The sequence below is a fragment of the Allobosea sp. P2_A10 genome, from assembly GCF_056405115.1.
Window position 1 is genome coordinate 260,802 of record NZ_JBFUCS010000006.1, and the last position, 25,383, is coordinate 286,184.

The 25,383-nt window shown below is 63.8% G+C and carries 26 protein-coding genes, 1 tRNA gene, 1 pseudogene and 1 other annotated feature; of the genes and pseudogenes, 15 read left to right on the plus strand and 13 right to left on the minus strand.

Annotation, left to right across the window (positions count from 1 at the left end; genetic code table 11):
* Window positions 1-3: 3 nt before the first annotated feature.
* From AC1DZY_RS11600 to AC1DZY_RS11625, 6 genes are all read right to left on the minus strand, one after another.
* Window positions 4-2,193, minus strand: coding sequence for a KAP family P-loop NTPase fold protein (locus tag AC1DZY_RS11600; RefSeq protein WP_476820266.1), 2,190 nt, complete (start codon window positions 2,191-2,193; stop codon window positions 4-6).
* Window positions 2,194-2,343: 150 nt separating this feature from the next.
* A complete protein-coding gene (locus tag AC1DZY_RS11605; RefSeq protein ID WP_476820267.1) occupies window positions 2,344-4,110 on the minus strand; it encodes an ABC-three component system protein in 1,767 nt (588 codons plus the stop codon).
* A complete protein-coding gene (locus AC1DZY_RS11610) occupies window positions 4,107-4,352 on the minus strand; it encodes an ABC-three component system middle component 6 (protein WP_069053949.1) in 246 nt (81 codons plus the stop codon). The genes AC1DZY_RS11605 and AC1DZY_RS11610 overlap by 4 nt, the downstream gene beginning before the upstream one ends.
* On the minus strand, window positions 4,349-5,257 hold the full coding sequence (locus AC1DZY_RS11615) for an ABC-three component system protein (protein ID WP_476820268.1): 909 nt from the start codon (window positions 5,255-5,257) through the stop codon (window positions 4,349-4,351). The genes AC1DZY_RS11610 and AC1DZY_RS11615 overlap by 4 nt, the downstream gene beginning before the upstream one ends.
* Window positions 5,258-5,407: 150 nt before the next feature.
* Window positions 5,408-7,135, minus strand: a complete 1,728-nt coding sequence (locus AC1DZY_RS11620) for a DUF6538 domain-containing protein (protein ID WP_476820269.1) — start codon at window positions 7,133-7,135, stop codon at window positions 5,408-5,410.
* Between the two features lie 81 nt (window positions 7,136-7,216).
* Window positions 7,217-7,303: transfer RNA gene (locus tag AC1DZY_RS11625), tRNA-Leu, on the minus strand.
* Window positions 7,304-7,476: 173 nt separating this feature from the next.
* Here AC1DZY_RS11625 and AC1DZY_RS11630 point away from each other — a divergent pair.
* On the plus strand, window positions 7,477-8,481 hold the full coding sequence (locus tag AC1DZY_RS11630; RefSeq protein WP_476820270.1) for a complex I NDUFA9 subunit family protein: 1,005 nt from the start codon (window positions 7,477-7,479) through the stop codon (window positions 8,479-8,481).
* 22 nt (window positions 8,482-8,503) lie between these two features.
* Entirely contained in the window at window positions 8,504-9,178 is a 675-nt protein-coding gene (locus AC1DZY_RS11635) for an HAD family hydrolase (protein ID WP_476820271.1), read from the plus strand.
* A gap of 33 nt (window positions 9,179-9,211) precedes the next feature.
* Here AC1DZY_RS11635 and AC1DZY_RS11640 read toward each other — a convergent pair whose 3' ends face one another.
* Complete coding sequence (locus AC1DZY_RS11640) at window positions 9,212-10,207, minus strand: 2-hydroxyacid dehydrogenase (RefSeq protein ID WP_476820272.1); 996 nt, start codon at window positions 10,205-10,207, stop codon at window positions 9,212-9,214.
* A gap of 231 nt (window positions 10,208-10,438) precedes the next feature.
* On the opposite strand from AC1DZY_RS11640, the gene AC1DZY_RS11645 reads away from it, so the two are divergent.
* Complete coding sequence (locus AC1DZY_RS11645; RefSeq protein WP_476820273.1) at window positions 10,439-10,960, plus strand: SH3 domain-containing protein; 522 nt, start codon at window positions 10,439-10,441, stop codon at window positions 10,958-10,960.
* A 25-nt stretch (window positions 10,961-10,985) separates the two neighbouring features.
* On the opposite strand, the gene irrA is transcribed toward AC1DZY_RS11645, so the two are convergent.
* Entirely contained in the window at window positions 10,986-11,450 is a 465-nt protein-coding gene (gene irrA / locus AC1DZY_RS11650; RefSeq protein WP_476820274.1) for an iron response transcriptional regulator IrrA, read from the minus strand.
* A gap of 226 nt (window positions 11,451-11,676) precedes the next feature.
* On the opposite strand from irrA, the gene fabA reads away from it, so the two are divergent.
* The 5 genes from fabA to AC1DZY_RS11675 all read left to right on the plus strand — a co-directional run bounded on the left by fabA (window position 11,677) and on the right by AC1DZY_RS11675 (window position 15,018).
* Window positions 11,677-12,189 (plus strand): 3-hydroxyacyl-[acyl-carrier-protein] dehydratase FabA, encoded by a 513-nt coding sequence (fabA, locus tag AC1DZY_RS11655; protein ID WP_476820275.1) that lies wholly within the window; start codon window positions 11,677-11,679, stop codon window positions 12,187-12,189.
* A 120-nt stretch (window positions 12,190-12,309) separates the two neighbouring features.
* Window positions 12,310-13,536, plus strand: a complete 1,227-nt coding sequence (gene fabB / locus AC1DZY_RS11660; protein WP_476820276.1) for a beta-ketoacyl-ACP synthase I — start codon at window positions 12,310-12,312, stop codon at window positions 13,534-13,536.
* 4 nt (window positions 13,537-13,540) lie between these two features.
* Entirely contained in the window at window positions 13,541-13,813 is a 273-nt protein-coding gene (locus tag AC1DZY_RS11665) for a DUF3303 domain-containing protein (RefSeq protein WP_476820277.1), read from the plus strand.
* Window positions 13,814-13,885: 72 nt separating this feature from the next.
* Complete coding sequence (gene fabI / locus AC1DZY_RS11670) at window positions 13,886-14,719, plus strand: enoyl-ACP reductase FabI (protein WP_476820278.1); 834 nt, start codon at window positions 13,886-13,888, stop codon at window positions 14,717-14,719.
* A gap of 53 nt (window positions 14,720-14,772) precedes the next feature.
* Window positions 14,773-15,018, plus strand: a complete 246-nt coding sequence (locus AC1DZY_RS11675; protein ID WP_476820279.1) for a DUF2188 domain-containing protein — start codon at window positions 14,773-14,775, stop codon at window positions 15,016-15,018.
* Between the two features lie 16 nt (window positions 15,019-15,034).
* Here AC1DZY_RS11675 and AC1DZY_RS11680 read toward each other — a convergent pair whose 3' ends face one another.
* Both AC1DZY_RS11680 and AC1DZY_RS11685 read right to left on the minus strand, forming a co-directional pair.
* Window positions 15,035-15,400, minus strand: coding sequence for a hypothetical protein (locus AC1DZY_RS11680; RefSeq protein WP_476820280.1), 366 nt, complete (start codon window positions 15,398-15,400; stop codon window positions 15,035-15,037).
* Window positions 15,401-15,530: 130 nt separating this feature from the next.
* The gene (locus AC1DZY_RS11685; RefSeq protein WP_476820281.1) at window positions 15,531-16,763 is read right to left on the minus strand and encodes an argininosuccinate synthase; all 1,233 of its coding nucleotides are present in this window, start codon (window positions 16,761-16,763) and stop codon (window positions 15,531-15,533) included.
* Window positions 16,764-17,031: 268 nt separating this feature from the next.
* Between AC1DZY_RS11685 and AC1DZY_RS11690 the strand changes: the two genes are divergently transcribed.
* On the plus strand, window positions 17,032-17,640 hold the full coding sequence (locus AC1DZY_RS11690; RefSeq protein ID WP_476820282.1) for a DsbA family protein: 609 nt from the start codon (window positions 17,032-17,034) through the stop codon (window positions 17,638-17,640).
* On the opposite strand, the gene AC1DZY_RS11695 is transcribed toward AC1DZY_RS11690, so the two are convergent.
* Both AC1DZY_RS11695 and AC1DZY_RS11700 read right to left on the minus strand, forming a co-directional pair.
* A complete protein-coding gene (locus AC1DZY_RS11695) occupies window positions 17,641-18,717 on the minus strand; it encodes a M48 family metallopeptidase (protein WP_476820283.1) in 1,077 nt (358 codons plus the stop codon).
* Window positions 18,718-18,745: 28 nt separating this feature from the next.
* A complete protein-coding gene (locus tag AC1DZY_RS11700) occupies window positions 18,746-19,306 on the minus strand; it encodes a LemA family protein (RefSeq protein ID WP_476820284.1) in 561 nt (186 codons plus the stop codon).
* Between the two features lie 261 nt (window positions 19,307-19,567).
* Between AC1DZY_RS11700 and AC1DZY_RS11705 the strand changes: the two genes are divergently transcribed.
* The 6 genes and pseudogenes from AC1DZY_RS11705 (at window position 19,568) to AC1DZY_RS11730 (ending at window position 24,968) form a co-directional block, all read left to right on the plus strand.
* Window positions 19,568-20,799, plus strand: a protein-coding gene (locus AC1DZY_RS11705; protein WP_476820285.1) for an IS3 family transposase whose coding sequence is annotated in 2 segments (ribosomal slippage) — window positions 19,568-19,859 and window positions 19,859-20,799 — 1,233 coding nt in all. Because the reading frame shifts where the segments join, the coding sequence is not laid out codon by codon here.
* Window positions 19,852-19,968, plus strand: a sequence feature (AL1L pseudoknot). Its footprint overlaps the gene before it by 117 nt.
* A gap of 136 nt (window positions 20,800-20,935) precedes the next feature.
* A pseudogene (locus AC1DZY_RS11710) lies at window positions 20,936-21,181 on the plus strand (phosphomannomutase/phosphoglucomutase); the annotation flags it as partial.
* Between the two features lie 144 nt (window positions 21,182-21,325).
* The gene (locus AC1DZY_RS11715; protein WP_476820286.1) at window positions 21,326-22,621 is read left to right on the plus strand and encodes a hypothetical protein; all 1,296 of its coding nucleotides are present in this window, start codon (window positions 21,326-21,328) and stop codon (window positions 22,619-22,621) included.
* A 51-nt stretch (window positions 22,622-22,672) separates the two neighbouring features.
* The gene (locus AC1DZY_RS11720) at window positions 22,673-23,773 is read left to right on the plus strand and encodes an FkbM family methyltransferase (protein WP_476820287.1); all 1,101 of its coding nucleotides are present in this window, start codon (window positions 22,673-22,675) and stop codon (window positions 23,771-23,773) included.
* Window positions 23,774-23,908: 135 nt separating this feature from the next.
* Entirely contained in the window at window positions 23,909-24,496 is a 588-nt protein-coding gene (locus AC1DZY_RS11725; RefSeq protein WP_476820288.1) for a hypothetical protein, read from the plus strand.
* A gap of 226 nt (window positions 24,497-24,722) precedes the next feature.
* Window positions 24,723-24,968: a hypothetical protein gene (locus tag AC1DZY_RS11730; protein ID WP_476820289.1), complete on the plus strand. Its 246-nt coding sequence runs from the start codon at window positions 24,723-24,725 to the stop codon at window positions 24,966-24,968.
* A gap of 32 nt (window positions 24,969-25,000) precedes the next feature.
* On the opposite strand, the gene AC1DZY_RS11735 is transcribed toward AC1DZY_RS11730, so the two are convergent.
* Window positions 25,001-25,383, minus strand: a 383-nt coding sequence (locus tag AC1DZY_RS11735) for an IS66 family transposase (protein ID WP_476820290.1), incomplete at its 5' end; no start/stop codon positions are given.

A 25,383-nucleotide genomic window follows, 5' to 3' on the forward strand; every position in this document is an offset into this window, starting at 1 on the left:
CCCTTAAAATCCGTCGGCATCCTTGAACTGCTGTACCAAGGGGATGGCTCGAGCACGCAAAGCTGGGTCGCTGGCTTCACGACCCAATTTCTCCGTCCTTGACCGCGCGGCGGCGTAATCCATGAAGTAGCGCAGCGTCGGTTCCTTCAACGCAATATACTCGCCTCGTGACGAGGAGCTTACGCGGCCACCCATGAGTTCCAGGACACCAAGCAAGCCCGCGTCAGTCTTCGCCTCAGAGGCAACCATCCCTTTCGGCCCGTCTGGATCGCCAGCTTGATACCAGGCGAACAGCGCGCTGAGGGGCCGACGCAACGCCTTCCACTCGGCAATGCTAAGATTCCGATATCGCTCGATCATGATCGCCGAAACGCAATCTAGCTCTTCCACCTGGAGAAGCTTTTCACCGTTCGGTCGCTCATCCACCCGACCATGCGCGAACGTCTCGCTCCGCAGGATCGTCGTCAACCAATCGAGCGCGCGCCCCCGGAACAGGCGCCGCAACGTCTCGCCGCGGCCGTCGTCCAACTTCGGCAGGAGCCACCTCAGGGCACGTCGCCCCTCAACCCAGGACTGCGGATCGCCGAGACCCTCCTCCCGCACAGTCGCCATTTCATCCAACCGGTCCCCCATCGCGCACAGAAGTGTCTCGGCTCGCTCCCGGCGGAACGCTTCCGCGTCGCTGTCAACAATACGGCTCAGCATCGCCTCCGCCTTGGTCGCGCCGGTCGAAAGGCGTTCGCCGTTCCACCTGGCCAACAGGGCGGATGTGTCGGCCACCGAGGCGTCCAGCGCCGCAAACAGTGCCTCGAAGTCAGACCGCTGCGGTGAATTGCGAGGCTGTTGCATAGCGAAGTAAAGGCGGTAGTGATCCGGGCTCGCCAGTCTGCTGAACCGGGCTGCTCTCGCCACCTCCTCCTTCGGGATGTCGGCGTGAACGCCGGGCTCGTCTTCCTTGCCGTAGTTCATCCCTTCGTCGATGCCCGGAAGAAATTCGGACAGCCTGTAGCGGGCATGCTCGAACTCGGCGCCTTCGGCTTGTAGGGCCTCGTCAAGCCTTCTTCGCGAAGCCCGCTTCTCCTCCTCGCCTATCATCGCAACACCAGATGTCTGGGCTGCGGCCTCGGGAAGATAGTGCTCGATCCAATCGTAGAGCTTCGCGTTGCCGACCTTGACGAGATGCAGCCAGACAAGGTCGCCGAGGTCGACCTGATCCTGCAAGGCACCCCAGAAGAAACGGATTCCGTCCAGACACCGGACGACATGACGGGGCGAAGAAAGGTAGCGACCTCCCTCGATATCGATCACGGTGCTCAACTGCGACCGCCAAGCTCCAGCCTCGTCTGAGCCGTGAGGAAGTCCATCTATTCCCTCGCCGAACCATCGACGTAGGTCGAATGCCTCCGGCCTCGGTACGGAGACCGCGATCTGGACGATCTTCTCAATGTAGGCGCGGCCATTCTCCACCTGCGCCGCCGCTTGGATCGAGTGGGCAACAATTCCGGGATCGTAGCAGAGCACATAGATTACGTTCGGGAAGTCGGCGACTGATCGGACCAACCTCAATATCTCGACAACTTCGCCCGGTTCCAGACGATCGACGTCATCGATCGTGATTACAATGCGGCGCGGTAGCAGGCCGAGGCGCTTGCGCAACTCAGCCTTCTCGGCTGCGAGCGAACGCTGGCCGTCCCAGCCCTTGGCCGCCTTCACAACCGCGTCGATGGCATCCCCTGCCAGCCCCGCACCGGGGACAACGGCGCCAGCGACCTTCGCCAGCACGCCTAGGCCGCCCAGCTGTGCAGCAAAATCTACGACTTTCTTCCCTGCTTCGCCCAGCTCACGCCGTCTTCGGCCGACCGCATCACCTCCACTTTCCTCGATGGCGTCGACAGCCATCGCGAGTTCAGTGAAGAGCGCGAGCAACAGGCCATCTCGGTCTCCGATGAGCCAAGGCTTGAACTCGATGATCTCAGGCGCCGACGCGCTCCCGGCGGTACGCAGTGCGTCCACCATCATGTTCACCAAACTCGACTTTCCGGAGCCCCAACGGCCTTCGATGCCGACAACCAAGCCGTCTATGACGGACTGTCGGAGAAGTGCCGACGCGATCGCGGCCGCAGTCGCGGCGAAGCCCAAACGGTCACCGGCCGCGTCCTCCAGTGCTTTGTCGCCGCTCAGATCCACGCTCATGCCATGCATACCTTCCCGAACCCCAAGCAGACGCCGAGCCGCGGGCACTCGCTTGCTGGTTGTGCTCCCCAGGCGGCTCTAACTCCGTCCGAGTAGGGGGCCAAGCCCTTCTCGGCTCCGGGCCTTGATCGCGACTTGTCACATCTGGGACTAGTTGAACCGCAGTCCGAACAAGCCGCCCGTCTCGGTGGCATCGGTCAGCTTGGTTGAGCACACAAAGGCGTCGACGTCGAAGTCTGGGCGAAAGCCATCGCGAGGAAGGGCGTCGGAATTCATGGTCACGATGTACTGGAATCCGACCGCCGCAGCGTGATCAGCCCCGAGCTGAAGCGCCTTGGCGACCTGCCGCTCATCGACGCCATCGAAGAGGTGGCTGTCGTGGATCAGGAACCCAGGGCCGAGGCCACGGCGCGTAGCCAGATCGGCAAGCATCAAATCGAAGCAGAAAATCTGCATGTTGGTGATGCCCTTGCTGCGCTGGGCATCGATGCGCACATCGACGGTCGGTCCATTCGACGTGGCGCTGATCGTCAGGCTCCCGGCCTTCGCATACAGCGCGTTCGAAAGTTCTTCGAAAACCAGAATCGCTTCGGTGACGACGCCCTCGCGTTCATGCAGGTCAGTCTGCAGAGCCTTCAACAGGCGCGCTCGATCGATATCGAGTTCGGCCTTGGTGCTTTCGATCCGCTCCGCCGTGACGAGCCGCTGCCGCAAGCCCTCGGCGTCGGCCTCGGCTCGCCCCGTCTCCTCTTGCAACTGGGCATAGTGGTCGAGCGCGCCACCGGACTGCAGGATGCCCATGAGTTGGCGGCGGCGTTCGTCTAGCCGAGCGCGTTCGAGGCCGCGCCGAGCAATACGATCCTCGGCCGACTGAAGCTCGGAGGAAAGATGGGATCGGCGGTTCTGGACCACGGCGTCATGGAATTCGGCGACTTCTTCGAACCGGCGACCCACGGAGCCAGGCAACACCACCCCGGCCTCCTTATAGAGGCGGTCCAGGTTCGCGATCGCCGGCGCATGCTCGTTGGCAAGCGCGTTCTGGAGCTGGAGGAGCAGTTCTCGATCGATCGTGTTCTCATCGTTCAGGCCGGATATCTGTCGCGTGATGATGGACGCCTCGCGTTCCATCTCCGCATATTCCGGAACGACGTTGAAGACGGCGATCTGTTCGCGAAGGCGCTTCGCCCTGGCCTCGGCGATCGTCAGGCGGGTGCGGATATCGGCGGCCGTTCCGAAATAGCGCCCAAGCCCGCCTTCCTTGGCGGCCTTGCGGAGTTCGGTCATCGCCTTCTCCTGCGTCCGCACCTCTTGGAATTCCTGGGCGATGCGGGAATCAAGGCCTAGCAGGTATGAGACGGCGACCTGCTGGTCCCAGGGCTGCTGCTTGCTCGACTGCTGAGTCGGCGCCAGCAGACCCCCGCTGTTCTGCCGCCGGGCGAAATAGGAAAACAGCGACCGGAATGACGGAGCAAAGCGATGGCGCTCTTCTTCTTCCGCATCGATGGGCAGCCCGAAAAAGACCGCGCCGAGGAGCGCGCGCCACCTCTCGTTGGCGAATATCAAGTCGCCGGACTTCACATCCAGCGACGGCTGAATAGCCCAGGGCGCGGTGTCCCCCTGGAGCATGATGCGCGAGGGCTTCTTGCCGGATCGACCGACGTTGACGACGTTGCCGCCGATGTCGACGCGAGCCTCGAAGGTCCAGGGCATCAGCTCTGGCGATCGAAAAATGCTGTCGGGGTCGGCGTTGGCGCCGAACACGAAGTGGATCAGCTCGAGCAGGCTTGTCTTGCCGGCGCCGTTGCGTGACTGGCGATCCGTCGCACCTGCGCTCTTGTCTGCCAGGACGATGTTGAGGCCTGGGCCGAAGGTGAGGGACTTGAAGCTGGGGAGGTCGCTGCTGACACTGTGGATCATGTCGCGGCCTTCCGTATCAGTCCACGCTCCAGATCGATCGCGCCGACGAGGAATAGCAGATCCAGAGCCAAGATGAACCAGTCGTAGTTGATCGACGCCGGCTCGCCGGCGTCGCCGCGACGACGGCGCAGCTCGTCCCAGAGCCGTGACACCGTCATCGGCTCTCGCAGGCAACCCAAAAGCTCGCCGCCAACAGTCAGGAGCGCTCTCTCGGGCCGGAGATGCTTGGTGGGGAGGATCATGCCGACGCGCCTGAGACGGCGTCCTCGAAAATGTCGCATCGCTCGAAGAAATAGGACATCACGGCCAGAACCGCAGCCTGACGTGATGGGGTGCCGCTCATGCCGCCGGCGAAAAGCTGTAGTTCGCCAAAAATATCGTCTGGGCCAAGTCCAACTGCCTTGAGCTTCGCGTAGTGCTGCCTGAAAGCCTCTGCGATCGCCTCGCCGAAGTCCGGGTCGGGCCATGCCACGAAAAAATCCTCGACCAGCTTCTCGCGCCGTCGACCCTGACGCAGGAGGCCAGCGGCGTCGGTCGACAAGGCGTTGGCTTCGAGCTTCTCTGGCGACGGCGCCGTCAAGGGTGGTTCTGCTTCGGGCTCGCGCCGCTGGATGGCAGCCAAGATGGGGCTCAGCGCAGCGAAGTCGAGCTTTTCCATCGTGCGCTGAGAGGGAACATCGCCGAACAGATCCTGAAGCTGGTGCAGCGCCAGTCCCATGGCAATCTGGCGCAACTCCGGATCGCCCATCACGTCGATGGCAAGTCTGGGGTTCGCTGCGCGAAGGTCCACCAGCTTCTGGGTAGCATGTGCCGGCAGCCCCCGCCCGTCGTTGTGCACGAAGCACCAGCGATGCATGCGGGAACCCCAGTGCGCGAGAGCACCGTGAAAGTCCTCATCGATCTTCGCGAGAAGCTGGGCCAGGTTCATGGCGTCAGGCGCGTAGCACTGGAAGACCGTTCCATCGCTTCCGCGGTAGCCGTCGCACTTCAAGTCGCCCTTGGAGCCATAAGGCCGCACGGGCTCGAAGTCGCCTGGAAACGCGTGGCCCATGATCCGTGCAAAAACGCCCTCGAATGCCTTCCCCTTTTCGCGAAGGAAGGCAATTTCGAACCTCATGCCGTAGAAGCTGATCTGCGTCTCGTCCAAATCAAATCTCGCCCAGAATCGGCAACAGAATGCGGTTATGACACGCCTTCAGCGCTCCGGCATGGACGGGGTCACGCGTGGTCCTGCCGCACCCCGAACGCTATACCACCCGCCTCGACACCATGAGGCAGGAGCGGCTGGATATCCCCATTAAACCGCGTATCGGGGATACCGTCCCATCACGACCGCCAGCTCGGAGGGGGTAGGGGCCTCATACTTACGGCCGACCGTACGCGGCGCGTGACCGGTGACCGCGTCGCGGTATCGCTCCTCAATCCCCACGCTGAGCGCAATCGACTTCCACGTATGGCGCCAGCCGTGATTCGGATCGACGCCTTCGCCGAGCTTGGCTTGCTCCCTGACCCAGACCGCGATCTCGGAGGCGCGGACTTCCGATGGCGCTCGCGTCGAGGTGGACTTGCGGCCCGACACCGAGGCAGGGTCGATGAAGAGCGCGCCCTTGCCGACCCCCTTCACGTAGTCGAGGAAGCCCATCTCGACGAGGTGGGCGTGGATCGGAACGGTGCGTGCCTCGTCCGTCTTGGTCTTCAGAAAATCCATCATCCAGGCGCCGCCTTCGGTCCTCACGTTTTGGACATCGAGGCCGATCACTTCCTGGATGCGAGCGCCCGAATAGGCGGCGAGCCATGGCGACCAGCGGCGCCCTGCCGACGACTTGGGGTAACGGCCCCCGATCTTCACCCCGTTCGCGGCTGTGAGGATCGCCTTGATCTCGTCGTCGCGGAATCGGCGCTCGCGAGTCTTGGGAGCCTTTTTCACCCTCAGCTTCATGCCGGTGGTCGGGTTCGCCTTGAGCAGCTTGCCGCCTTCGCGTGTCGTCGCGAACTCCAGGATCGACCTGAGAGCGATCAGGTCGTTGTTCTTGACCGTCCTCTTGCTGACCTTGCCGCTTTCGAGCCGATGGTCGATCCACTCCCAGATCCGGTCTTGGGTCAGGCTACGCACGTCGGCATGGCCGGTGAATTCCGACAAAGAGATCAGGGCCGGCCGATAGCGGCGGGCGGTGGATTCCTTGACGTCCTCTCCCATCTCGTCCTTCCAGCGGTCGAACAACGCCGCTGGGCTGAAAACATCGCCGCCGCGTGCAGGCATCGACTGCGTCACGGGCGCGGACGCAACGACCGGTGATACGAACTCAGGGAAGCGCAAAAGATTCTCGTCCGGACCGTAGTCGCTGGCCGTGGCCATGCGGCGGGCCCTCTCGCCCAGCTTCACGTCGGCCTTGCGAACTTCGATCATGACCATCTGACGGCTCGCCTCGTCGATCGACAGGCCGCGTTCCGTCAGGACCATATCCGTCACCATCCCATACCAGCCCTGAAGCAGGCTGAAACGGGTGTCCTCGGGAAATTCGAGACCCGGCATCAGCGACTGGATGACGCCGATCGCGTTGATCCCATGCTGGTTGATCATCCTGACGATGAAATTCAGGATCACCGCGTCGCAATCGTCTGGTCCAGCCGCGCGGATGGCATCGACCTCATCGTCGCGATACGCGTTGTCGCGAGACAGATCGGGATCGTCCAGCATCTGGGCGCCGAAGCGGTAGACGTCACCTGCGAGCGCCACGGCCTGCTTGTGGTTCAGGCGAACCGGGCCATTCCGCAGCGTATCCCAGTGGCGCCGCAGCGCGGCGTCGGCTTGAGAGTGACGGAAGGCCGTCTCGGCCGGATCGCGGGTACGCAGGCTCAGTTCGACGAATTCGCTGCCGACCGTAACGTGCGTCGTCTCGCCGCCGATCGGCAGCGCGACTCGCGTGCCCTTCGCCTTCTGTCGAAGGTCGGCGGGGACGCGTTCCTTGAAGATGTAGATACCGCTGGCGCGGTGCTTGATCGGACGGGCCATTCTCAGGACCATATGTGGGTCTCATGTGTGAGAGTGAATCTCACGGAAACCCTTGTTTTCACTTAACTACCTGCGATCAAACAGGAAGAAAAGTGGTGCCCAGGAGAGGACTCGAACCTCCACGCCCTTGCGAGCGCCAGCACCTGAAGCTGGTGCGTCTACCAATTCCGCCACCTGGGCAACGGCGGTTCGTTTACGGGGGGCTGGAGAGACTGTCAACGGCGATATCGCCGTGATGACGATATGGCGTCGGACCGGTGTTGCAGACGGCTCTCGTCTGGCGCGCGTTTCGCCTTCACAGCGCCCGTGCGATGACTTAGGACGGGCACAGCAGTTTGGAACGGAGCCAACACATGGCGGACCAGCCCCCGGCCTCGCAACTCGTAACGGTCTTCGGCGGCTCCGGTTTCGTCGGCCGCCATGTCGTGCGGGCTCTGGTCAAGCGCGGTTATCGCGTCCGTGTCGCGGTGCGAAGGCCCGATCTCGCCGGTTTCCTGCAGCCGCTCGGCACGGTCGGCCAGATTCACGGCGTCCAGGCCAATCTGCGCTATCCCGATTCGGTCGCGGCCGCGATCCGCGGGACGGACGCCGTGGTCAATCTCGTCGGCATCCTGCAGGAATCCGGCCGCCAGAATTTCGCCAGCGTCCAGGCCAATGGCGCCCGCACCATCGCGCAGGCCTGCGCCGCGCAGGGCGTCTCCCGCCTGATCCAGATCTCGGCGCTCGGCGCGGCTGCCGATTCGGCCTCGCTCTACGCCCGCAGCAAGGCCGAGGGAGAGGCCGCCACGCTCTCGGCCGTGCCCGGTGCGATCGTGCTGCGGCCCTCGATCGTGTTCGGGCCCGAGGACGGCTTCTTCAACCGCTTCGCCTCGCTTGCCCGCATGCTGCCGGTGCTGCCGCTGGTCGGCGGCGGCGAGACCAAATTCCAGCCGGTCTTCGTCGGCGATGTCGCCGAGGTCGTGGCGCGGGCCGTCGATGGCGGGCTCACTGGCGGGCGCGTCTACGAACTGGGCGGCCCGGAGGTGAAGAGCTTCCGGGACCTCGTCGCCTATATCTGCGAGGTCATCGGCCGTAAGCGAATCCTCGCCTCGCTGCCGTTCCCGCTCGCCCGCCTGCAGGCGCGCATCCTCGAATTCGTCGATATGCTGACGCTTGGTCTGCTGCCCAACGAACTCAAGCTGACGCAGGACCAGGTCACGCTGCTCGAAAGCGACAATGTCGTTTCCGAAGCCGCGAAGGCAGAGGGTCGCGATTTTGCCGGTCTTGGCATTGCGCCGGTCTCGATCGAGGCGGTCGTGCCGTCCTATCTCTGGCGCTTCCGCAAGACCGGCCAGTTCGACACCGCCCGCGCCGGCTGACCGCGTCGCGGGAACAGAGGCGATGACACCCGGACTCGTGATCTATGATTGCGACGGCACGCTGATCGACACAGAGACGCTCTATGGCGAGGTCAGCCTTGCGGCCTGTCACGCTCTCGGGCTGAGCGACTGGACGATCGACCACTATGTCGAGCAGATCGTCGGCATTCCCTGGTCGGACGGCGTCAGGATCATCGAGGCCGCGCATGGCCGCGCGCTGCCGGCCGATTTCGAGGCGCGGATCGAGGACGCGGTCGCGCTGCGGCTCGAAAACGAAGTCAGGGCGCTGCCCGGCGTGCGCGAGGCGGTCGTCGCGATCGGCCGCAGCCGCTGCGTCGCGTCCTCGACGAGCCTTGCCCCGCTGCGGCGCAATCTCGGCATTGCCGGTCTGATCGACCTGTTCGACCCGCATATCTTTTCGGCCTCGCAGGTCGCCCGCGGCAAGCCCCACCCTGATGTCTTCCTGTTCGCGGCTCGGCAGATGGGCGTCGCGCCGGAGCGCTGCCTGGTAATCGAGGATTCGGTTCCCGGCGTGCTGGCGGCGCGGGCGGCGGGGATGGCCGTGGTCGGCTTCACCGGCGTCTCGCACGACAAGCCGCGCAGCGCCCGGCGCCTTGTCGAGGCTGGCGCCTTGCAGGTCATCGACGATTTCGCCGACTGGCCCGGCGTGGTCGCGGGCCTGCGCCTCGCCGCGTGAGCGTTCCAGCCCGCAAGCCTCGAACGATATCGCTCAGAGCATGCTGGGCAGCACGCGGTCGGGCGGCTTGTGGCCATCCATGAAGGTCTTGATGTTGACGATGACCTTCTCGCCCATGTCGGCGCGGCCCTCATACGTGGCCGAGCCCATATGCGGCAGCACCACGACGCGATGGTTGCGTGCGAGCTTGAGCAGGCGCGGATTGACCGCGGGCTCGCTCTCATAGACGTCGAGCCCCGCACCGGCGAGTTCGCCGGCCTCCAGCATCCGCGCCAGCGCCGTCTCGTCGACGATCTCGCCGCGCGCCGTGTTGATCAGGATCGCGTCTGGCTTCATCAGCTTGAGCCGGCGCGCCGAGAGCAGGTGGTAGGTCGCCGGCGTATGCGGACAATTGACAGAGACGATGTCGGTCCGCGCCAGCATCTGGTCGAGCGAATCCCAATAGGTCGCGTCGAGCCGTTCCTCGGTGCGGGCGTCGACACGGCGGCGGTTGTGATAATGGATCGAGAGCCCGAATGCGGCGGCGCGCTTTGCCACCGCCTGGCCGATCCGGCCCATGCCGACGATGCCGAGCCGCTTGCCGGTGATGCGGCGGCCGAGCATCCAGGTCGGCGACCAGCCGGCCCATTCGTCGTCGGGGATGACGCGCGCGCCCTCGGCGATGCGGCGAGCCACGGCGAGAATCAGCGCGATCGTCATGTCGGCGGTATCGTCGGTCAGCACGCCCGGTGTGTTCGTCACGGTGATGCCGCGCTGCACGGCGCTGGCGACGTCGATATTGTCGACGCCATTGCCGAAATTCGCGATCAGCCGGAGCTGATCTCCCGCCTGCGCGATCAGGCGGGCGTCGATCTTGTCGGTGACCGTGGGCACCAGCACATCGGCCGTTTTCATCGCCTCGGCCAGCGCCGCCTGGCTCATCGGGGCGTCGTCGATGTTCAAATGTGCGTCGAAGAGCTCGCGCATGCGCGTTTCGACGACGGCTGGGAGCTTGCGCGTGACGACGACCAGCGGCTTTTTCTTCGACATGACGGCTCCTCCTGCGCTGGCTCGCACCGTCGCCGCCTTTTGGCCTCAACCCGCCGTTAACCGCAGCGTATCAGGAATGAGGGGCGGCGTATTCGCGCGAGCTTTCTCGTTGTCTAAGTGCCGGCGCGGCGGATGACAACATGACCCTTCGGCCGGTTTGATCGGCCGGGTCGTCCGGGCGGATGCCGGACGTGTCTTGAGACGGAGTGCTAGGGGATGACGGGTTTGTCGATGCGTGGTGTTGTCCTGGCCGTCGCCATGCTGGCCGGGGAGGCCGCGATCTCGTCTCTTGCCGCGCAGGACATGCAGGCGGGCTCCGTTACCGGCCTGCCGGTGCCGCGCTATGTCAGCCTCAAATCCGATCGCGTGAACCTGCGCGAGGGGCCATCCAAGGACAACCGCACGCGCTGGGTCTACCAGCGCGCCGGGCTGCCGGTGGAGATCGTGGCCGAGTTCGAGACCTGGCGCCGGGTTCGCGATGCCGACGGCGCCGAGGGCTGGGTGCTGCACAGCTTGCTCTCGGGGCGGCGCACCGCGCTGGTCGCGCCCTGGTCGAAGAACAAGGACGAGACCTTCATGATGCGCGCGGCGGCTGACGAGACCTCCGCCGTGGTGGCACAACTCCAGTCCAACGTGATCGCCAGCGTGTCGCGCTGCGTCAACAGCTGGTGCCGGGTCGCGGTCGGCAAGGTCGAGGGGTTTGTCCGCCAGGAGCGGCTCTGGGGCGTCTATCCCAACGAAAAGGTCGAGTAAGCCCGATGCCGGGCGGCGCTCCCGCTCAGCCTGCGATCTTGCGCAGCCGCACGACCACGTCGACGCGGGCGATCTCGTAGCCCGCCGGGGGCTCCGGCAGTTCGGCAACGTCAATCGCCGAGGCCGGGATGTCGATCACCGTATTCTCGCCATCGACGACGAAATGGTGGTGCTCGCTGTTGTCGGTGTCGAAATAGGTCTTGGCCCCGTCGATCGCGAGCTCGCGCAGCAGCCCGGCCTGCGTGAACTGGTGCAGCGTGTTGTAGACCGTCGCGAGCGAAACCGGCACGCGCGCCTTCATCGCCTCCTCGAACAGCATCTCGGCGCTGACATGGCGATCGCCCTTGGCGAAGAGCAGCCAGCCGAGCGAAACGCGTTGCCGCGTCGGCCGTAGTCCCACGCGGCGCAGGCGCTGGCGCACGTCATGGAAAGGGCAGCCTTGCCGCGCGGTCGATCCGTAGCCCTGGTCCTGGGAAATCAGATCGCTCATGCCTGTGGACTATCCTTCGGGGTGATAACGCGCGACGAAGCGCTGCAAAGTCGAACCATACCAGATGTAAGGCTTCGGACGCAGGCTCGCAAGCATGACCGCTGGTGGACAAGCTGCGCCCGCTTTGCGCCTTACGCCCTTCCGTTCCGGCGCGGCCCCGTGTTAGGCACGGGCGATAAGCGCAAATGACGGTCGCTCCTGCGGCCGCGACGGAGCGGGATACAGAATGGAACGGCAATCGTCATTCAGCTACGAGGAAATCCTCAGCTGCGGTCGTGGAGAGCTGTTCGGGTCGGGCAACGCGCAGTTGCCGCTGCCGCCCATGCTGATGTTCGACCGCATCGTCGAGATCAGCGAGACCGGCGGTCCCAACGGCAAGGGGCTGGTGCGGGCCGAATTCGACATCAAGCCCGACCTCTGGTTCTTCGACTGCCATTTCAAGGGCGATCCGGTGATGCCGGGCTGCCTTGGCCTCGACGCGCTCTGGCAGCTCACCGGCTTCTTCCTCGGCTGGCTCGGCCTGCCCGGGCGCGGCCGGGCGCTCGGCGTCGGCGAGGTCAAGTTTGCCGATCAGGTGCTGCCTACGGTCAAGCAGGTCGTCTACGGCGTCGAGTTCAAGCGCGTCTTCAAATCCAAGCTCGTGCTTGGCATTGCCGATGGCTGGCTGGAGGCCGATGGCAAGCGCATCTACACGGTCAGCGACATGCGTGTCGGTCTGTTCAAGCCCGAAGGCGCCTGAGCAAAACCACGGGCGAGCCTTGCGCTCGCCATCCGCGCGGTCCATTTGCGCGTCATCGAAAGAGCACGAGCGCGGGACCTTCCGGCCCCGCGCCGGCAAGCAACCGCCGGAGAAGCGAGCATGAGACGCGTTGTGGTCACAGGGATGGGCATCGTCTCGTCCATCGGCAACAATACGCAGGAAGTGCTGTCCTCGCTGCATGAGGCGAAATCCGGCATCTCCTTCATTCCCGAGTTCGCCGAGCATGGTTTCCGCAGCCGCGTCGGCGGCGCGCCCTCTCTCGATCCCGCGACGGTGCTGGATCGTCGTGCGATGCGCTTCCATGGCGGCGGTTCGGCCTGGAACCAGGTCGCAATGGAGCAGGCGATCCTCGACGCCGGGCTGGAGCCCGGCGAGATCAGCCATGAGCGCACCGGCATCATCATGGGCTCGGGCGGGCCATCCACGCGCGCGCTGATCGATTCCTACGACAAGGCGCGTGAGAGCGGAGCCACCAAGAAGATCGGCCCCTTCGCCGTTCCCAAGGGCATGTCGTCGACCGCTTCGGCGACGCTGGCGACCTGGTTCAAGATCAAGGGCGTCAACTATTCGATCTCGTCGGCCTGCGCGACCTCCAACCACTGCATCGGCAACGCCTACGAGACGATCCAGTGGGGCAAGCAGGACATCATCTTCGCCGGCGGCTGCGAGGAACTCGACTGGACGCTGTCGATGCTGTTCGACGCCATGGGCGCGATGTCTTCGGATTTCAACGAGACCCCTGCAAGGGCCTCGAGGGCCTATGACATCAACCGTGACGGCTTCGTCATCGCCGGCGGCGCGGGCGTGGTGGTGCTGGAGGAACTCGAGCACGCCAGGGCGCGGGGCGCGCGCATCTATGGCGAGATCGTCGGCTATGGCGCGACTTCGGACGGCTACGACATGGTCGCGCCTTCCGGCGAGGGCGCGGTGCGCTGCATGAAGCTGGCGCTGCAGGGCGTCAACGCGAAGATCGACTACATTAATCCCCATGGCACCTCGACCCCGGTCGGCGACGCCAAGGAGATCGAGGCGATCCGCGAGGTCTTCGGTTCCGGCGAGAAGAGCCCGCCGATTTCGGCGACCAAGTCGCTGACCGGCCATTCGCTCGGCGCGACGGGCGTGCAGGAGGCGATCTACTCGCTGCTGATGCTGAACAACGACTTCATCTGCGAGAGCGCCCATATCGAGGAACTCGATCCCGCTTTCGCCGACATGCCGATCGTGCGCAAGCGCATCGACAATGCCGGTCTTGGCTGCGTGCTCTCCAACTCGTTCGGCTTCGGCGGGACGAACGCCACGATCGTGATGAAGCGGCTGGAAGCCTGACCCCATGCTCTTCATGGTGATCGAGCATTTCGACCAGGCGCGGGTGAAGGACATCTACCGCCGCTTCCACGAACATGGCCGGCTTGCTCCAGAGGGACTGCGTTACGTCGATAGCTGGATCCAGGCCGATTTCGGCCGTTGCTTCCAGATCATGGAATGCGACGACGTCACGCTGCTTCAGGAATGGGTGCTGGAATGGGGCGATCTCGCTCGCTTCGAGATCGTGCCGCTCGCTTCGTCGAAGGACACGGCGGCTGCAGTGAAGAAGCATCTTTGACGAATGGTGCTGTAAAGCCGCCGCAACGCCTCTAATGAGATCCAGACCATTCAAATCGGCCCAGAGTTGCTCATGCTCCCCCTGATGCATAACAAGCGCGGCCTCGTCATGGGCGTCGCCAACCAGAACTCGATCGCCTGGGGCATTGCGCGCACGCTGCACGCCCATGGCGCGCAGATGGCGTTCACCTATCAGGGTGACGCGCTCGGCAAGCGCGTCAGGCCGCTGGCGGAGAGCATCGGCTCGAAGCTCGTCATCCCTTGCGACGTCGAGGACATCGCCTCCGTCGATGCGACCTTTGCCGCGATCGACGAGGCCTGGGGCGGCGAGCCCGAGCGTAACACGCTGGATTTCCTGATCCACGCCATCGGCTTCTCCGACAAGAACGAGCTCAAGGGCCTCTATGCCGACACCAGCCGCGAGAATTTCTCGCGCACCATGGTAATCTCCTGCTTCTCCTTCACCGAAGCAGCCAGACGCGCCGCGCAGCGTATGCCCAAGGGCGGCAGCATGATCACGCTGACCTATGGCGGCTCGACGCGCGTCATGCCCAACTACAACGTCATGGGCGTCGCCAAGGCGGCGCTCGAAGCCAGCATGCGCTATCTCGCCGCCGATTTCGGGCCGAAGGGCATTCGCGTCAACGCGCTCTCGCCCGGGCCGGTGCGGACGCTGGCCGGCGCCGGCATCTCGGATGCGCGCGCGATGTATTCCTGGCAGCGGGCCAATTCGCCGCTGCGCAAGTCGGTTTCGCTGGACGAGATCGGCGGATCGGCGCTGTATTATCTTTCGGATCTCTCCGGTGGCGTCACCGGCGACATCCACCATGTCGACGCCGGCTACCATATCACCTCGATGCCGGCGCTGGACGGCTTGCGGGCTGCCGACAGCGGCAGCGGCGAATAGGGAACCGCGCGGCCACGCTACGGGTTTCCCTGGCTTCAACGAGGAGAGACGCGATGGTCACGGTCAGCTACGAAATCGTCGAGCATGATGGCGGTTGGGCCTACAGGGCCAATGGCGCGCTGTCGGAGACGTTTCCATCGCATGACGCGGCGCTGAAGGCGGCCCAGCGGGCCGCCGCGCGCCAGACCGTCGCCGGCACGACCGACGGCATCGTCTATCAGGACAAGGATGGCGGCTGGCACGAGGAACTTGCCGATGGCCATGACCGGCCGGCGACGAGGGTCGTCGACCGGCACTGACCGGTCCGCGCTCCGTCTACCGCGCCGTGAAGAATGTCAGCAGCACCTTGCCCTTCTCGCCGATCAGGCAGAGGAACCGGCGCGGCTTGTCCGACTTGTCGGTGCGCAGATAGGCCTCGCCCATGATGATGCGGGTGATCGGCGTATCCTCGACCTTGGTCTCGGCAGTCGCGATCGTCGCGCCGTCCTCGTCGATATAGATGTCCTTGATGTCGGGATCCCGCGCCGAGATCGTGTGAAGCGCGGTCGCCTTGCAGGAGGCGATCTCCGTCGAGGCCGGTTTCTCAGGCGGCGCGGCGGAGGTCGGCCCGGCCGTTTGCGCCAGCGCTGGCGTGGACAGGATCGTGGCGATCAGCAGGGCAGGGGCGTTCAGGCGGTTCATGCGCAGCACTCTGATGGGGGTGCAGGCTGAACGCGCGAGATGATGCGCGGTTCAACCCGGTCATCTCGTGTCTGCGCCGCGCCATTGCATGCCGCAGCGCGCACGGCATCCCCGGCGCTTCAGCTTGCCATCACAACCCCAGCTTCTTCTTGCGCTGGCCGAGCGTGCGCAGGCGCAGCGCGTTCAGCTTGATGAAGCCAGCTGCATCGCGGTGATCGTATGCGACCGCGCCTTCCTCGAAGGTGACGAGGTCCTGATCGTACAGCGAATAGGGGCTCGACCGTCCGACGACATACGTGCCGCCCTTGTAGAGCTTGAGCCGCACCTGTCCGGCAACGAACTCCTGACTCTTGTCGATCAGCGCCTGCAACATCTCGCGTTCGGGGCTGAACCAGAAGCCGTTATAGATCAGCTCGGCATATTGCGGCATGATCTGGTCCTTGAGATGCGCCGCGCCGCGGTCGAGCGTGATCGATTCGATGGCGCGATGCGCGACCGCGAGGATCGTGCCGCCGGGCGTCTCATACATGCCGCGCGACTTCATGCCGACGAAGCGGTTCTCGACGAGATCGAGCCGGCCGATGCCGTTGTCGCGGCCGAGATCGTTTAGCTTGGCCAGCAGCGACGCCGGCGAGAGCTTGACGCCGTCGATCGCCGTCGCGTCGCCCTTCTCGAAATCGACTGTGATATAGGTCGCCTTGTCGGGCGCATCCTCCGGCGAGATCGTTCGGGAATAGACATAGTCGGGCACTTCCTCGGCCGGGTCCTCCAGCACGCGGCCCTCCGACGAAGCGTGCAGCAGGTTGGCGTCGACCGAGAAGGGCGCTTCGCCGCGCTTGTTCCTGGCGATCGGGATCTGGTGCTGCTCGGCAAAGGCGATGAGCTGTTCGCGCGAGCGCAGATCCCATTCGCGCCAGGGCGCGATCACCATCACATCGGGTTTGAGCGCATAGGCGGTGAGCTCGAAGCGGACCTGGTCGTTGCCCTTGCCGGTCGCGCCATGGGAGACCGCATCGGCCCCGGTCTTCTCGGCGATCTCGATCAGCTTCTGGGCGATCAGCGGGCGCGCGATCGAGGTTCCCAGCAGATAGACGCCCTCATAGGCGGCGTTGGCGCGGAACATCGGGAAGACGTAGTCGCGCACGAATTCCTCGCGCAGGTCTTCGATATAGATGTTCTCCGGCTTGATGCCGAGCAGCAGCGCCTTGTCGCGCGCCGGCCCGAGTTCCTCGCCCTGGCCGAGATCGGCGGTGAAGGTCACGACTTCGCAAGCGTAGGTGGTCTGCAGCCACTTCAGGATGATCGAGGTGTCGAGGCCGCCGGAATAGGCGAGCACGACCTTCTTCACGCGCGTATCGGACATCGACTGGCTTCCTGCTGCGGCGACATGGATCTCATGCCGTGGGACATTCCGGCTTTTGGGCCGTGTTTTGAACACCATGGCGCACTATCCCAGCCTAGTTGGCGAAGCAATCGGAACCTTCTGATCGATCTTGCGTCTTCTCGTGATGGATCGGTGCCGGCGAGACCGGCTTCGTCCCCATGAGTGTGTGTTCCGCGCTTGCGAATATGCATCCGGGGGTTGAAGCTCCGCGTATGCGATTGAAGTAGATGACCGACTCGGAGGCTGAATGCCGAATCGTCCCGTTCTGGATTTCTGGTACGAGTTCGCATCGACCTATTCCTGCCTGAGCGCATTGCGGATCGAAGCCCTGGCCGAGGAGGCGGGCGTCGAGCTTCGCTGGCGGCCGTTTTTGCTTGGACCGATCTTCGCCGCGCAAGGCTGGACGACGTCGCCGTTCAACCTCTACCCCAACAAGGGTCGCTATATGTGGCGCGACATGGAACGTCGCGCCGGGCGCAGCGGCCTGAAGATCATCAGGCCCGAGACCTTCCCGCAGAATTCGCTGATCGCGGCGCGGCTTGCGCTGGCCGGGCGCGAAGCCGGCTGGATGCCGGTCTTCTCGAAGGCGTTGTTTCGGGCAGAATTTGGCCAGGGCGGCAACATCGCCGAGGAAGCTGTACTCAACGCGGCGCTGAAGGAAGCCGGAGCCGACCCAGGCGTCGCCTTCCCCGCCTCGCGCAGCGAGGAGGTCAAGGGCCGCCTCAAGGCCGAAACGGAATACGCCAAATCGCTCGGCATCTTCGGTGCGCCGACCTTCGTCACCGGCGACGGCGAATTGTTCTGGGGCGACGATCGGCTCGAAGAGGCGCTGGACTGGTCGACCAACGGCCGCTGATCAGGTCGTCGGCGGCCTTGCCCAGGGGCCACGCAGCCCCGTATCGCCCTTGGCCGCCGATTCCTCGACCATGGTTGGCAGCTGCTGACGCTCGGCCATGGCAGGGGGGTGCGGCGGCATCGCCGGCATGCGCCCGCCCGCCGTTTCGACCAGCGCCTGCACGCGTTTGGTGATTGAAGGGTGCGTCGAGAACAGGTCGGCGAAATCGTCGGGGTCGTTCTCGAAGCACATGTCCATTACGCCCGACGGCACGCCCTCGATATCGGCCCGGCCCGCGATCTTGAGCAGCGCCGAGATCATGGCGTCGGGATTCTTGGTCAGTTCGACCGCGCCCGCATCGGCGAGGTATTCGCGCGAGCGCGACAGTGACAGCCGGATCAGCACCGCCAGCAGCCAGGACACGGCGATCACGGCGATGCCGATCAGCACCGCGACGAAATTGCCCTTCTTGGCATCGTCGGAGGAAATCCGCACCCGCCCGAAATTGCGGAAGACGATCTCGCCGACGAAGGAAATCACCCCGGCGATCACGATGGCGATGATCATCAGCCGGACGTCGCCATTGCGGATATGGGTCAGTTCATGGGCGAGCACGGCCTCGATCTCGGCGTCGTCCAGCGTCGCGATCAGGCCTGTGGTGACCGAGACCGTGTACTGCTTGTCGTTGACGCCGCTGGCGAAGGCGTTGAGCGCCTCGCTTTCGATGATCGCGAGCTTCGGCATCGTCAGGCCGCGCGAGATGCAGAGGTTCTCCAGCATCCGGTAGAGCTTGGGGCTCTCCTCGCGCGTCACGCTGGTCGCGCCGGTGACCGAGCTGACCAGGCCGACATTGACCCTGAAGCCGATCAGCACCCAGGCCCCGGCGGCGAGCGAAATGAACGGGAACCACGACCAGAACAGCCGCGCCGTCTCCGTATAGACGCTGCGCCCGCGCCCGACGCCGCCATAGCCATAGCCCATCAGCATCAGGCCATAGACCGTCAGATAGACGAGCAGGAACAGCCCGACGATCAGGAACCCCGAGCGGATCCGGTTGTTGCGCTGGTGCGTGTAAAGCCCGAAGGCCTGCCCCGGCATGGCGGCGGCTCCGTTGCCTTTTGCGGCGTCAGAACTTCACGACGGGCGCGTTCTCGATCTGCGCGCGGGCCGCTTCGCCGACATCGAAGAACTCGCGCTCCTTGAAGCCCATCTGCGGAGCAAACAGCACGGCCGGGAAGGCCTGGATCGCGGCGTTGAACTCGCTGACGGCGTTGTTGAAGAAGCGCCGGGCGGCGGCGAGCTTGTCCTCGACATTGCCGAGATCGACCTGCAGCTGCTGGAAATTGGCGCTGGCCTTGAGATCCGGATAGGCCTCGCCGAGCGCCAGCAGCCGGCCGACCGCGCCCGACAATTGCTGCTCGGCTGCCGCCGTCGCCTGCACGCCGGACGCGCCCTGCGCCGCATTGCGGGCCGCGATCACCGCGTCGAACGTCGATTTCTCATGGGCGGCATAGCCCTTCACGGTCTCGATCAGGTTCGGGATCAGATCGTGGCGCTGCTTGAGCTGCACGTCGATATCGGCGAAGGCCTGGCCAACGCGCTGCCGCATCGCGACCAGCCCGTTATAGGTCATGATCCCGTAGATGACGATGGCTGCGAGCAGCCCCAGAATGATCCAGCCAGTCATGGCGCGCGCTCCCGTGCCGAAGGTGGCCGCAGCCTCGCATGACGGGTGGCGTTGGGGAAGGGGCGGGCGCTTTCGTCCTGGGTTCTATGACGGCAAATTCGACCAGATGGTTTCTGCGCTGGGACGCTCGATGGGGGATTTGATGATGGGGCGGGGCCGCCGGACCGGATGAGGTCTTAACGGTCTATGCTGCGGTAGGCGCAGCTCAGTCTGAACCGCCCCGGGTTTGTCGGAGGCTCTAACTCCTGAGAAGGTGGAGCCATGACGAGCAAGACGACGAACAAGTTTTCGCCTGAGGTGCGGGCCCGCGCGGTTCGGATGCTGCTGGASCACGAGRGCGAGCATCCGTCCCGCTGGGCGGCGATCATGTCGATTTCSGGCAAGATCGGCTGCACGGCGCAGACGCTGAACGAGTGGGTAAAGAAGACCGAGGTCGACAGTGGACGGAAGACCGGTTTGACGACGGACATGGCGGCCAAGSTCAAGWCGCTGGAGCGMGAGAACCGGGAGCTTCGSCAGGCSAAYGAGATYCTGCGSAARGCRTCRGCGTATTTTGCMCAGGCGGAGCTCGACCGCCCGTTCARGMGATGATCGCGTTCATCGACGATCACCGYCAGGTCCATGGGGTCGAGCCGATCTGCAAAGTGCTGCCGATCGCCCCCTCGACCTATCATGCCCATGTCGCCAAGCGCGCCGATCCCGAGAAGCTGTCAGTGAGGGCGAAGCGGGATATCRCCCTGCAGCCCGAGATCGCCCGCGTCTTCGCCGAGAACTTCGAGGTTTACGGCGTGAGGAARGTCTGGCGGCAGATGGTGCGCGAACGCTTCGACGTGGCGCGCTGCACCGTGGCGCGCCTGATGCGCGGCATGGGCCTGCAAGGCGTCATCCGYGGCAAGCCCGTGCGCACCACGGTGGCCGACAAGACGGCGCCTTGCCCGCTCGATCATGTGAACCGGGTCTTCCATGCTCCTGCGCCCAACAGGCTTTGGCTTTCCGACTTCACCTATGTCAGCACCTGGTCGGGCTTCGTCTACGTCGCCTTCGTCATCGACGCCTAYGCCCGYCGYATCGTCGGCTGGCGCGTATCGCGAACCGCRCATGCCAGCTTCGTGCTCGACGCGCTGGAGCAGGCCCTGCATGAGCGAMGGCCCGTCCATCGCGGCGGCCTCGTGCACCATTCCGACAGAGGTTCTCAATACGTCAGCATTCGCTACACCGAGCGCCTCGCCGAGGCGGGTATCGAGCCCTCCGTCGGCAGCGTCGGCGACAGCTATGACAACGCGCTCGCCGAGACGATCAACGGCCTCTACAAGGCGGAACTCATCCACCGGCGCGGACCCTGGCGAAGCTTCGAGGCCGTCGAATTCACCACGCTGACCTGGGTCGACTGGTTCAACAATCGCCGGCTGCTGGAGCCCATCGGCAACATCCCGCCGGCCGAAGCCGAAGAACGCTACTACGCCATGCTGGACGAGCCAGCCATGGCAGCGTGACTCAACCGAAACGGCCTCCGGGAAACCCGGTGCGGTTCAGGTAGTGCGAGCAGACCGGTGCCTCGGTGCCGGTTCATGGTCGCCTCGATCCTGGTCGCGGCCGTGTCGTCCCGCCCGCCGTCCGACTGGAATCCCGATGTTTCCCAACCCTCTGCCAGCGCTCGTCGCCAACACCTTCGAATACGAATCTCTACCGATGGTGAAGCCGACCGGCTTCCGCCAATACGACGCACGCTGGTTCTTCGGCGAGGAGCTCAATCTCGGGATGGGGCTGGCCACCCTGATCAGGCGCATGGGCGTCAAGCCCGAAATCGTCACCGGCCATGATTTCCGCGGCTACTCGTCCTCGATCAAGATGGCGCTCGTCACCGGGCTGAGGGCGCGGCTGTCAATCGGTGAGCCGATAGCGGTCGGGCTGGCGCACAGAAGGTCTTGACCTGCCTCTTCAAGGACGCGGTGACCTTGGCGCCGCATCAGAAATCCTCTACGTCACCGGTCATCCTATCTTTTCCCATCGGATATCTTCATGGGCCTCGCCGATCGTTTCCGTCGCGCCATCGCGGCATTCCTCGCCGATGAACAGCAGAGCCAAGTGCCGAGCCCTGTTCTGAGCCCCATGCCGGGCCCGACGCGGATTTCCGATGGACGCACGCCGGCCGACCAGTCGATCCGCCGGCTGCCGCTCGTCGTCTGGGGCGACGTTTTTGCCAATGGCGACGTGCCTCAGGTCCGCCGCGCGCTTGCCGGAGCCGATGCGCATGAGTGCATGTACACATGGGTGTATATCTGCGAGCTCGTCGCCGTCACCGCGATGGCGGGCCATGCGGCGTCCGAGCTGCTGGTCCCCCCTACGTCAGCAACGGATGTCAAGGAGCGTTTCCAGCGACTGAAGAACTCCACCGACGATCCGCAGCATCAGATTTCGAGCGAGCTGCTCGATGTTTTCCTGCCCGTGGCGGTTTTTATCGCGGCGGCCGGTCCTGAGACCGTAGAATATTGCGAGCTAGGCTCGACCTTCTTCGTCTCGATCGAAAAGCTCGAGATTTGCAGCCGGATTCTCGGGTTGAGGCTCGACCGCGAGAAGATGCTCTTCAGTGGCATCGAGTATTCGCCGTTCCTGACGCGCGCATCGATCTGTTTCCATCCCGACGATCCGATTAGGATCGTCAATGAGCCCGATCAGTGGCATCGCTCTCGTGAGAACGCGTTCCACATCTCGCGTTTCGTCGGCAGCTACGCCTGCCGCTCGACTGCCGATTTTGCCAAAGAGATCGCGCGCTGCGACGCGTTCCATATCATTGACGCCTTTAACCTCGGTGCGTCCGATTTCCATTCCTGGGATCTCGGCCTGCCGATCACTTTCATGAACCTTCCTCTCATGGTCGATCAGCTGAACGATGCCGGGTTCGACGTTTACGTAACGAAGGTGGATGCCGAGTTCCATGCGGCCGGCCGCCAAAAGGCGATGGTCGTCCGGCTGTTAGGCGTCAAGCGCGATGTGGCAGCCCGCCTAGGGTATTATGAGCGGTTCCAGGCGATCGGCGGCTTTGCCGCCATGACCGGCGCGCGTCAGCTCCGGCGTGGCGAGGGCGAGGCCATCATCGCGGAGATTGATGCTTCCCTGACATCGGAACAGTGGGAGGCCTTCGCCGACTACAAGACGTTCTTCCCGATTTGGAGCGGCCCACCCGGCATGAGCAAGAGCGAAGTCGCAGCCATGGTCTCCTCGGCGGATCTCTCCATGAATTTGCGCTTCGATGACGGCGCTGCTTCGGCTGCGGTCAGGCAGGCGCTGACATCGAACACTTGGAATCCACGCTAAGCGCCTCGGCCCGATCGAAAGTCAAATCCGATGCATGCTTCGAACACTAGCGTGGTCCTCGAACAGCTCCAGCGCATCTCCGGCACGATGCCGCCGCTCTATCTTGTCGATGTCGGCGCCTCGGGCGGGCTGCATCAGGTCTGGCGGCTGTGGCAGACGGCGCTGCACGCGGTCGGGATAGACCCGTTGGTCAAGGAGGTCGAGAGGCTGCGCTCGATCGAGACAAATCCCAATGTCGCCTATCAAGCGGCAATGGTGGTCGGACCATCGGCGCCCGCCGACGCCTCGGCGCTGCGCAGCAACTACGTTCTACACCGGACGTCGGCCTATTTCGGCACGATCCTGAACCAGCTTGGCCCGAAAGCGGCAAGCGAGCTTTCGACGGCGGATTTCTTGGCGCTTTGGGACAAGGTGGCGAACGGGCAATTCGCGCCTGCCGCCAGAGAGGCCAACTATCGCAACGTGGCCGACCCGAACGCCGATCCATTCTATTCGCATTATCAGCGGCTTTTCGAGCAGGCGATCGGCCTTTCCGACGTCCAGGTTTCGGATCGTAGTGCGACCMTTGACGGCATTCTCGAAAGCGCGGGGTTGCCTGCGGTCGATCTGATCAAGATTGACACGGATGGCTATGAGCTGGAGGTGCTAGAGGGGGCTCGCCGGACCTTGAATGCCGCCTGCCTGATGGTCGAGGTCGAGTGCCAGTTTCACGGATTGAGCAGCACTCACGCCAACGTCTTTGCAAATATCGATATTCATCTGCGCGCGCAGGGCTTCACCTTGGTGAAACTTTCTCCGATGGGGTATTCTCGCGCGGCTCTGCCGAGACCCTTCCACTACCCTGAACTGCCAGCCCAGACGGTCGGCGGACCAATCCAGTGGGCTGACGCACTTTATGCCCGCGACTTGCTGGCGAGCGATGCGCCAGCTGATCTGAGAAGGTCGCGCAAAGTCCAGATCATGGCCTGCCTGTTTGAGCTTTACGGTCTAGAAGACATGGCTGCTGAGCTCGTCCTTCGTTTTCCTGGCGCCTTCGCAGGGGTCGATCGAAGCATTCTCGATGGGCTTGCCAGCAAGATGCTGGGCGATGGCGCGACCTACGACGAGGCGATCCGCCGCTTCACGACGGGCGTCGCAAATTATCGTCAGTAGCCGTGCAACGCCAAAACGGCGCAGGGGCGCTCCGCTTTCGAGATCGAAATACTAGCTCAAGATCCAAATCTTGACGCCGTGGCCGCTTGGCCGCAAGCCTTCAGACGACATTTCGCATCATTCATGGATCCGGTCATGCTTCAGTTCAACACCCTCGCTTTTTCGAATGCACTCGTCGATGGCGGCATGGACCGCCGCACGGCAGAGACAGTCGCGTCGGCGCAGCACGAGTTGATCAGCGAACTGGCAGCTAAGAACCTGCCGAGCCGTGACGATGTCAACGATCTACGCATCCTGATCGAGACGCGCATGGTGGCGCTGACTGCAGCTAATGAACGTATTGTCCAAGAGCTTCGCGCCGACCTGGACACGCTTAGGGGCGAGCTACACGCTGCTGGACGCGACATCGCCCATATCAGGACGTCCGCGGCAGGGCTCGCCGAGGTCAAGGCGACATGGCATACGCTGTCCGAGGCGATCGAGCGCAGGCACGCAGAAATGGCGAAAGATTTGCCGGAGAGAATCTCACTTTTGCAGCGGCCGGAGTTGATCAAGCTTAGGGAAGCGCTCTTCGATAGGATGCAGGCGTATCAAGATCGGCGCGACCACAGCGCTTTCCTCATGATCCGCGCAATCCGCAACAAGCTGCTGCTGTTAGCGATCGCCGGTGTTACGGCGTTAGTCGCAGTCGGCTATTTCGCCATGCTTCGTTTTGGGTATTAAGACTTGTATCGGTCAACGTTGCGGCGAGAGAAAACCTATTCTGTTGCAAGACGTTGTTATGCTCGACGATCCCAAAAGGAGCGACTCGGTTGACTCTCGCTTGACCGGCGCGTTTTAAAACCGATCGCCTGTCCGTCGATATCGCAAACGCAGCGTCAAGCTCTAGGGGCATCAGCAATTGTGTGACAGATGAGCGCTGTCGCGCCTGTTCGATAGGATTGGACTGATGCCAATGGATATCGTTGCCCAGAAGCCTAGTTTCGCAGCCGCGGTTCGCGGCCTCGACCTGAGCGATGGTTTGAAAGCCGCAGACAAGGACCAGTTGAGGTCCGCGGCGCGCGAGTTCGCCGTGATGATCGCGAAAGACCAGTTCGATACAGACAGTGATGGATTGCGCGCCTTTGCCGAAGCGTTTGTAACGCCTAGCGACTGCGACGACATCACCAATGTCGGCAAGGACGGGGAAATCTAGAAGCTGACGGCGCTGTACCGTAAGCGGTGTTCTCAGGCCACAGCCTTGAGCGGCTGTGTGGCGTAGGCCCAAGGCAGCAGATCGTCGATCTGGCTCTGGGGGTGGCCTGCCACGATGCGGGCGATGACGTCGATGAGGTAGGCTTGCGGATCGACGCCGTTGAGCTTGCAGGTTTCCACAAGCGAGGCGACGACGGCCCAATGCTCGGCGCCGCCGTCTGATCCGGCAAAGAGTGCATTCTTGCGATTAAGGGCGATCGGCCGGATGGCGCGCTCGACCACGTTGGAGTCGATCTCGATGCGGCCGTCGTCGAGGAAGCGACTGAGGCCCGCCCAGCGCGAGAGCGCGTAGCGGATGGCCTCGGCAAGCTTGCTCTTCTGGCTGACCAGGCCGAGCTTTCCCTGGAGCCATGGCT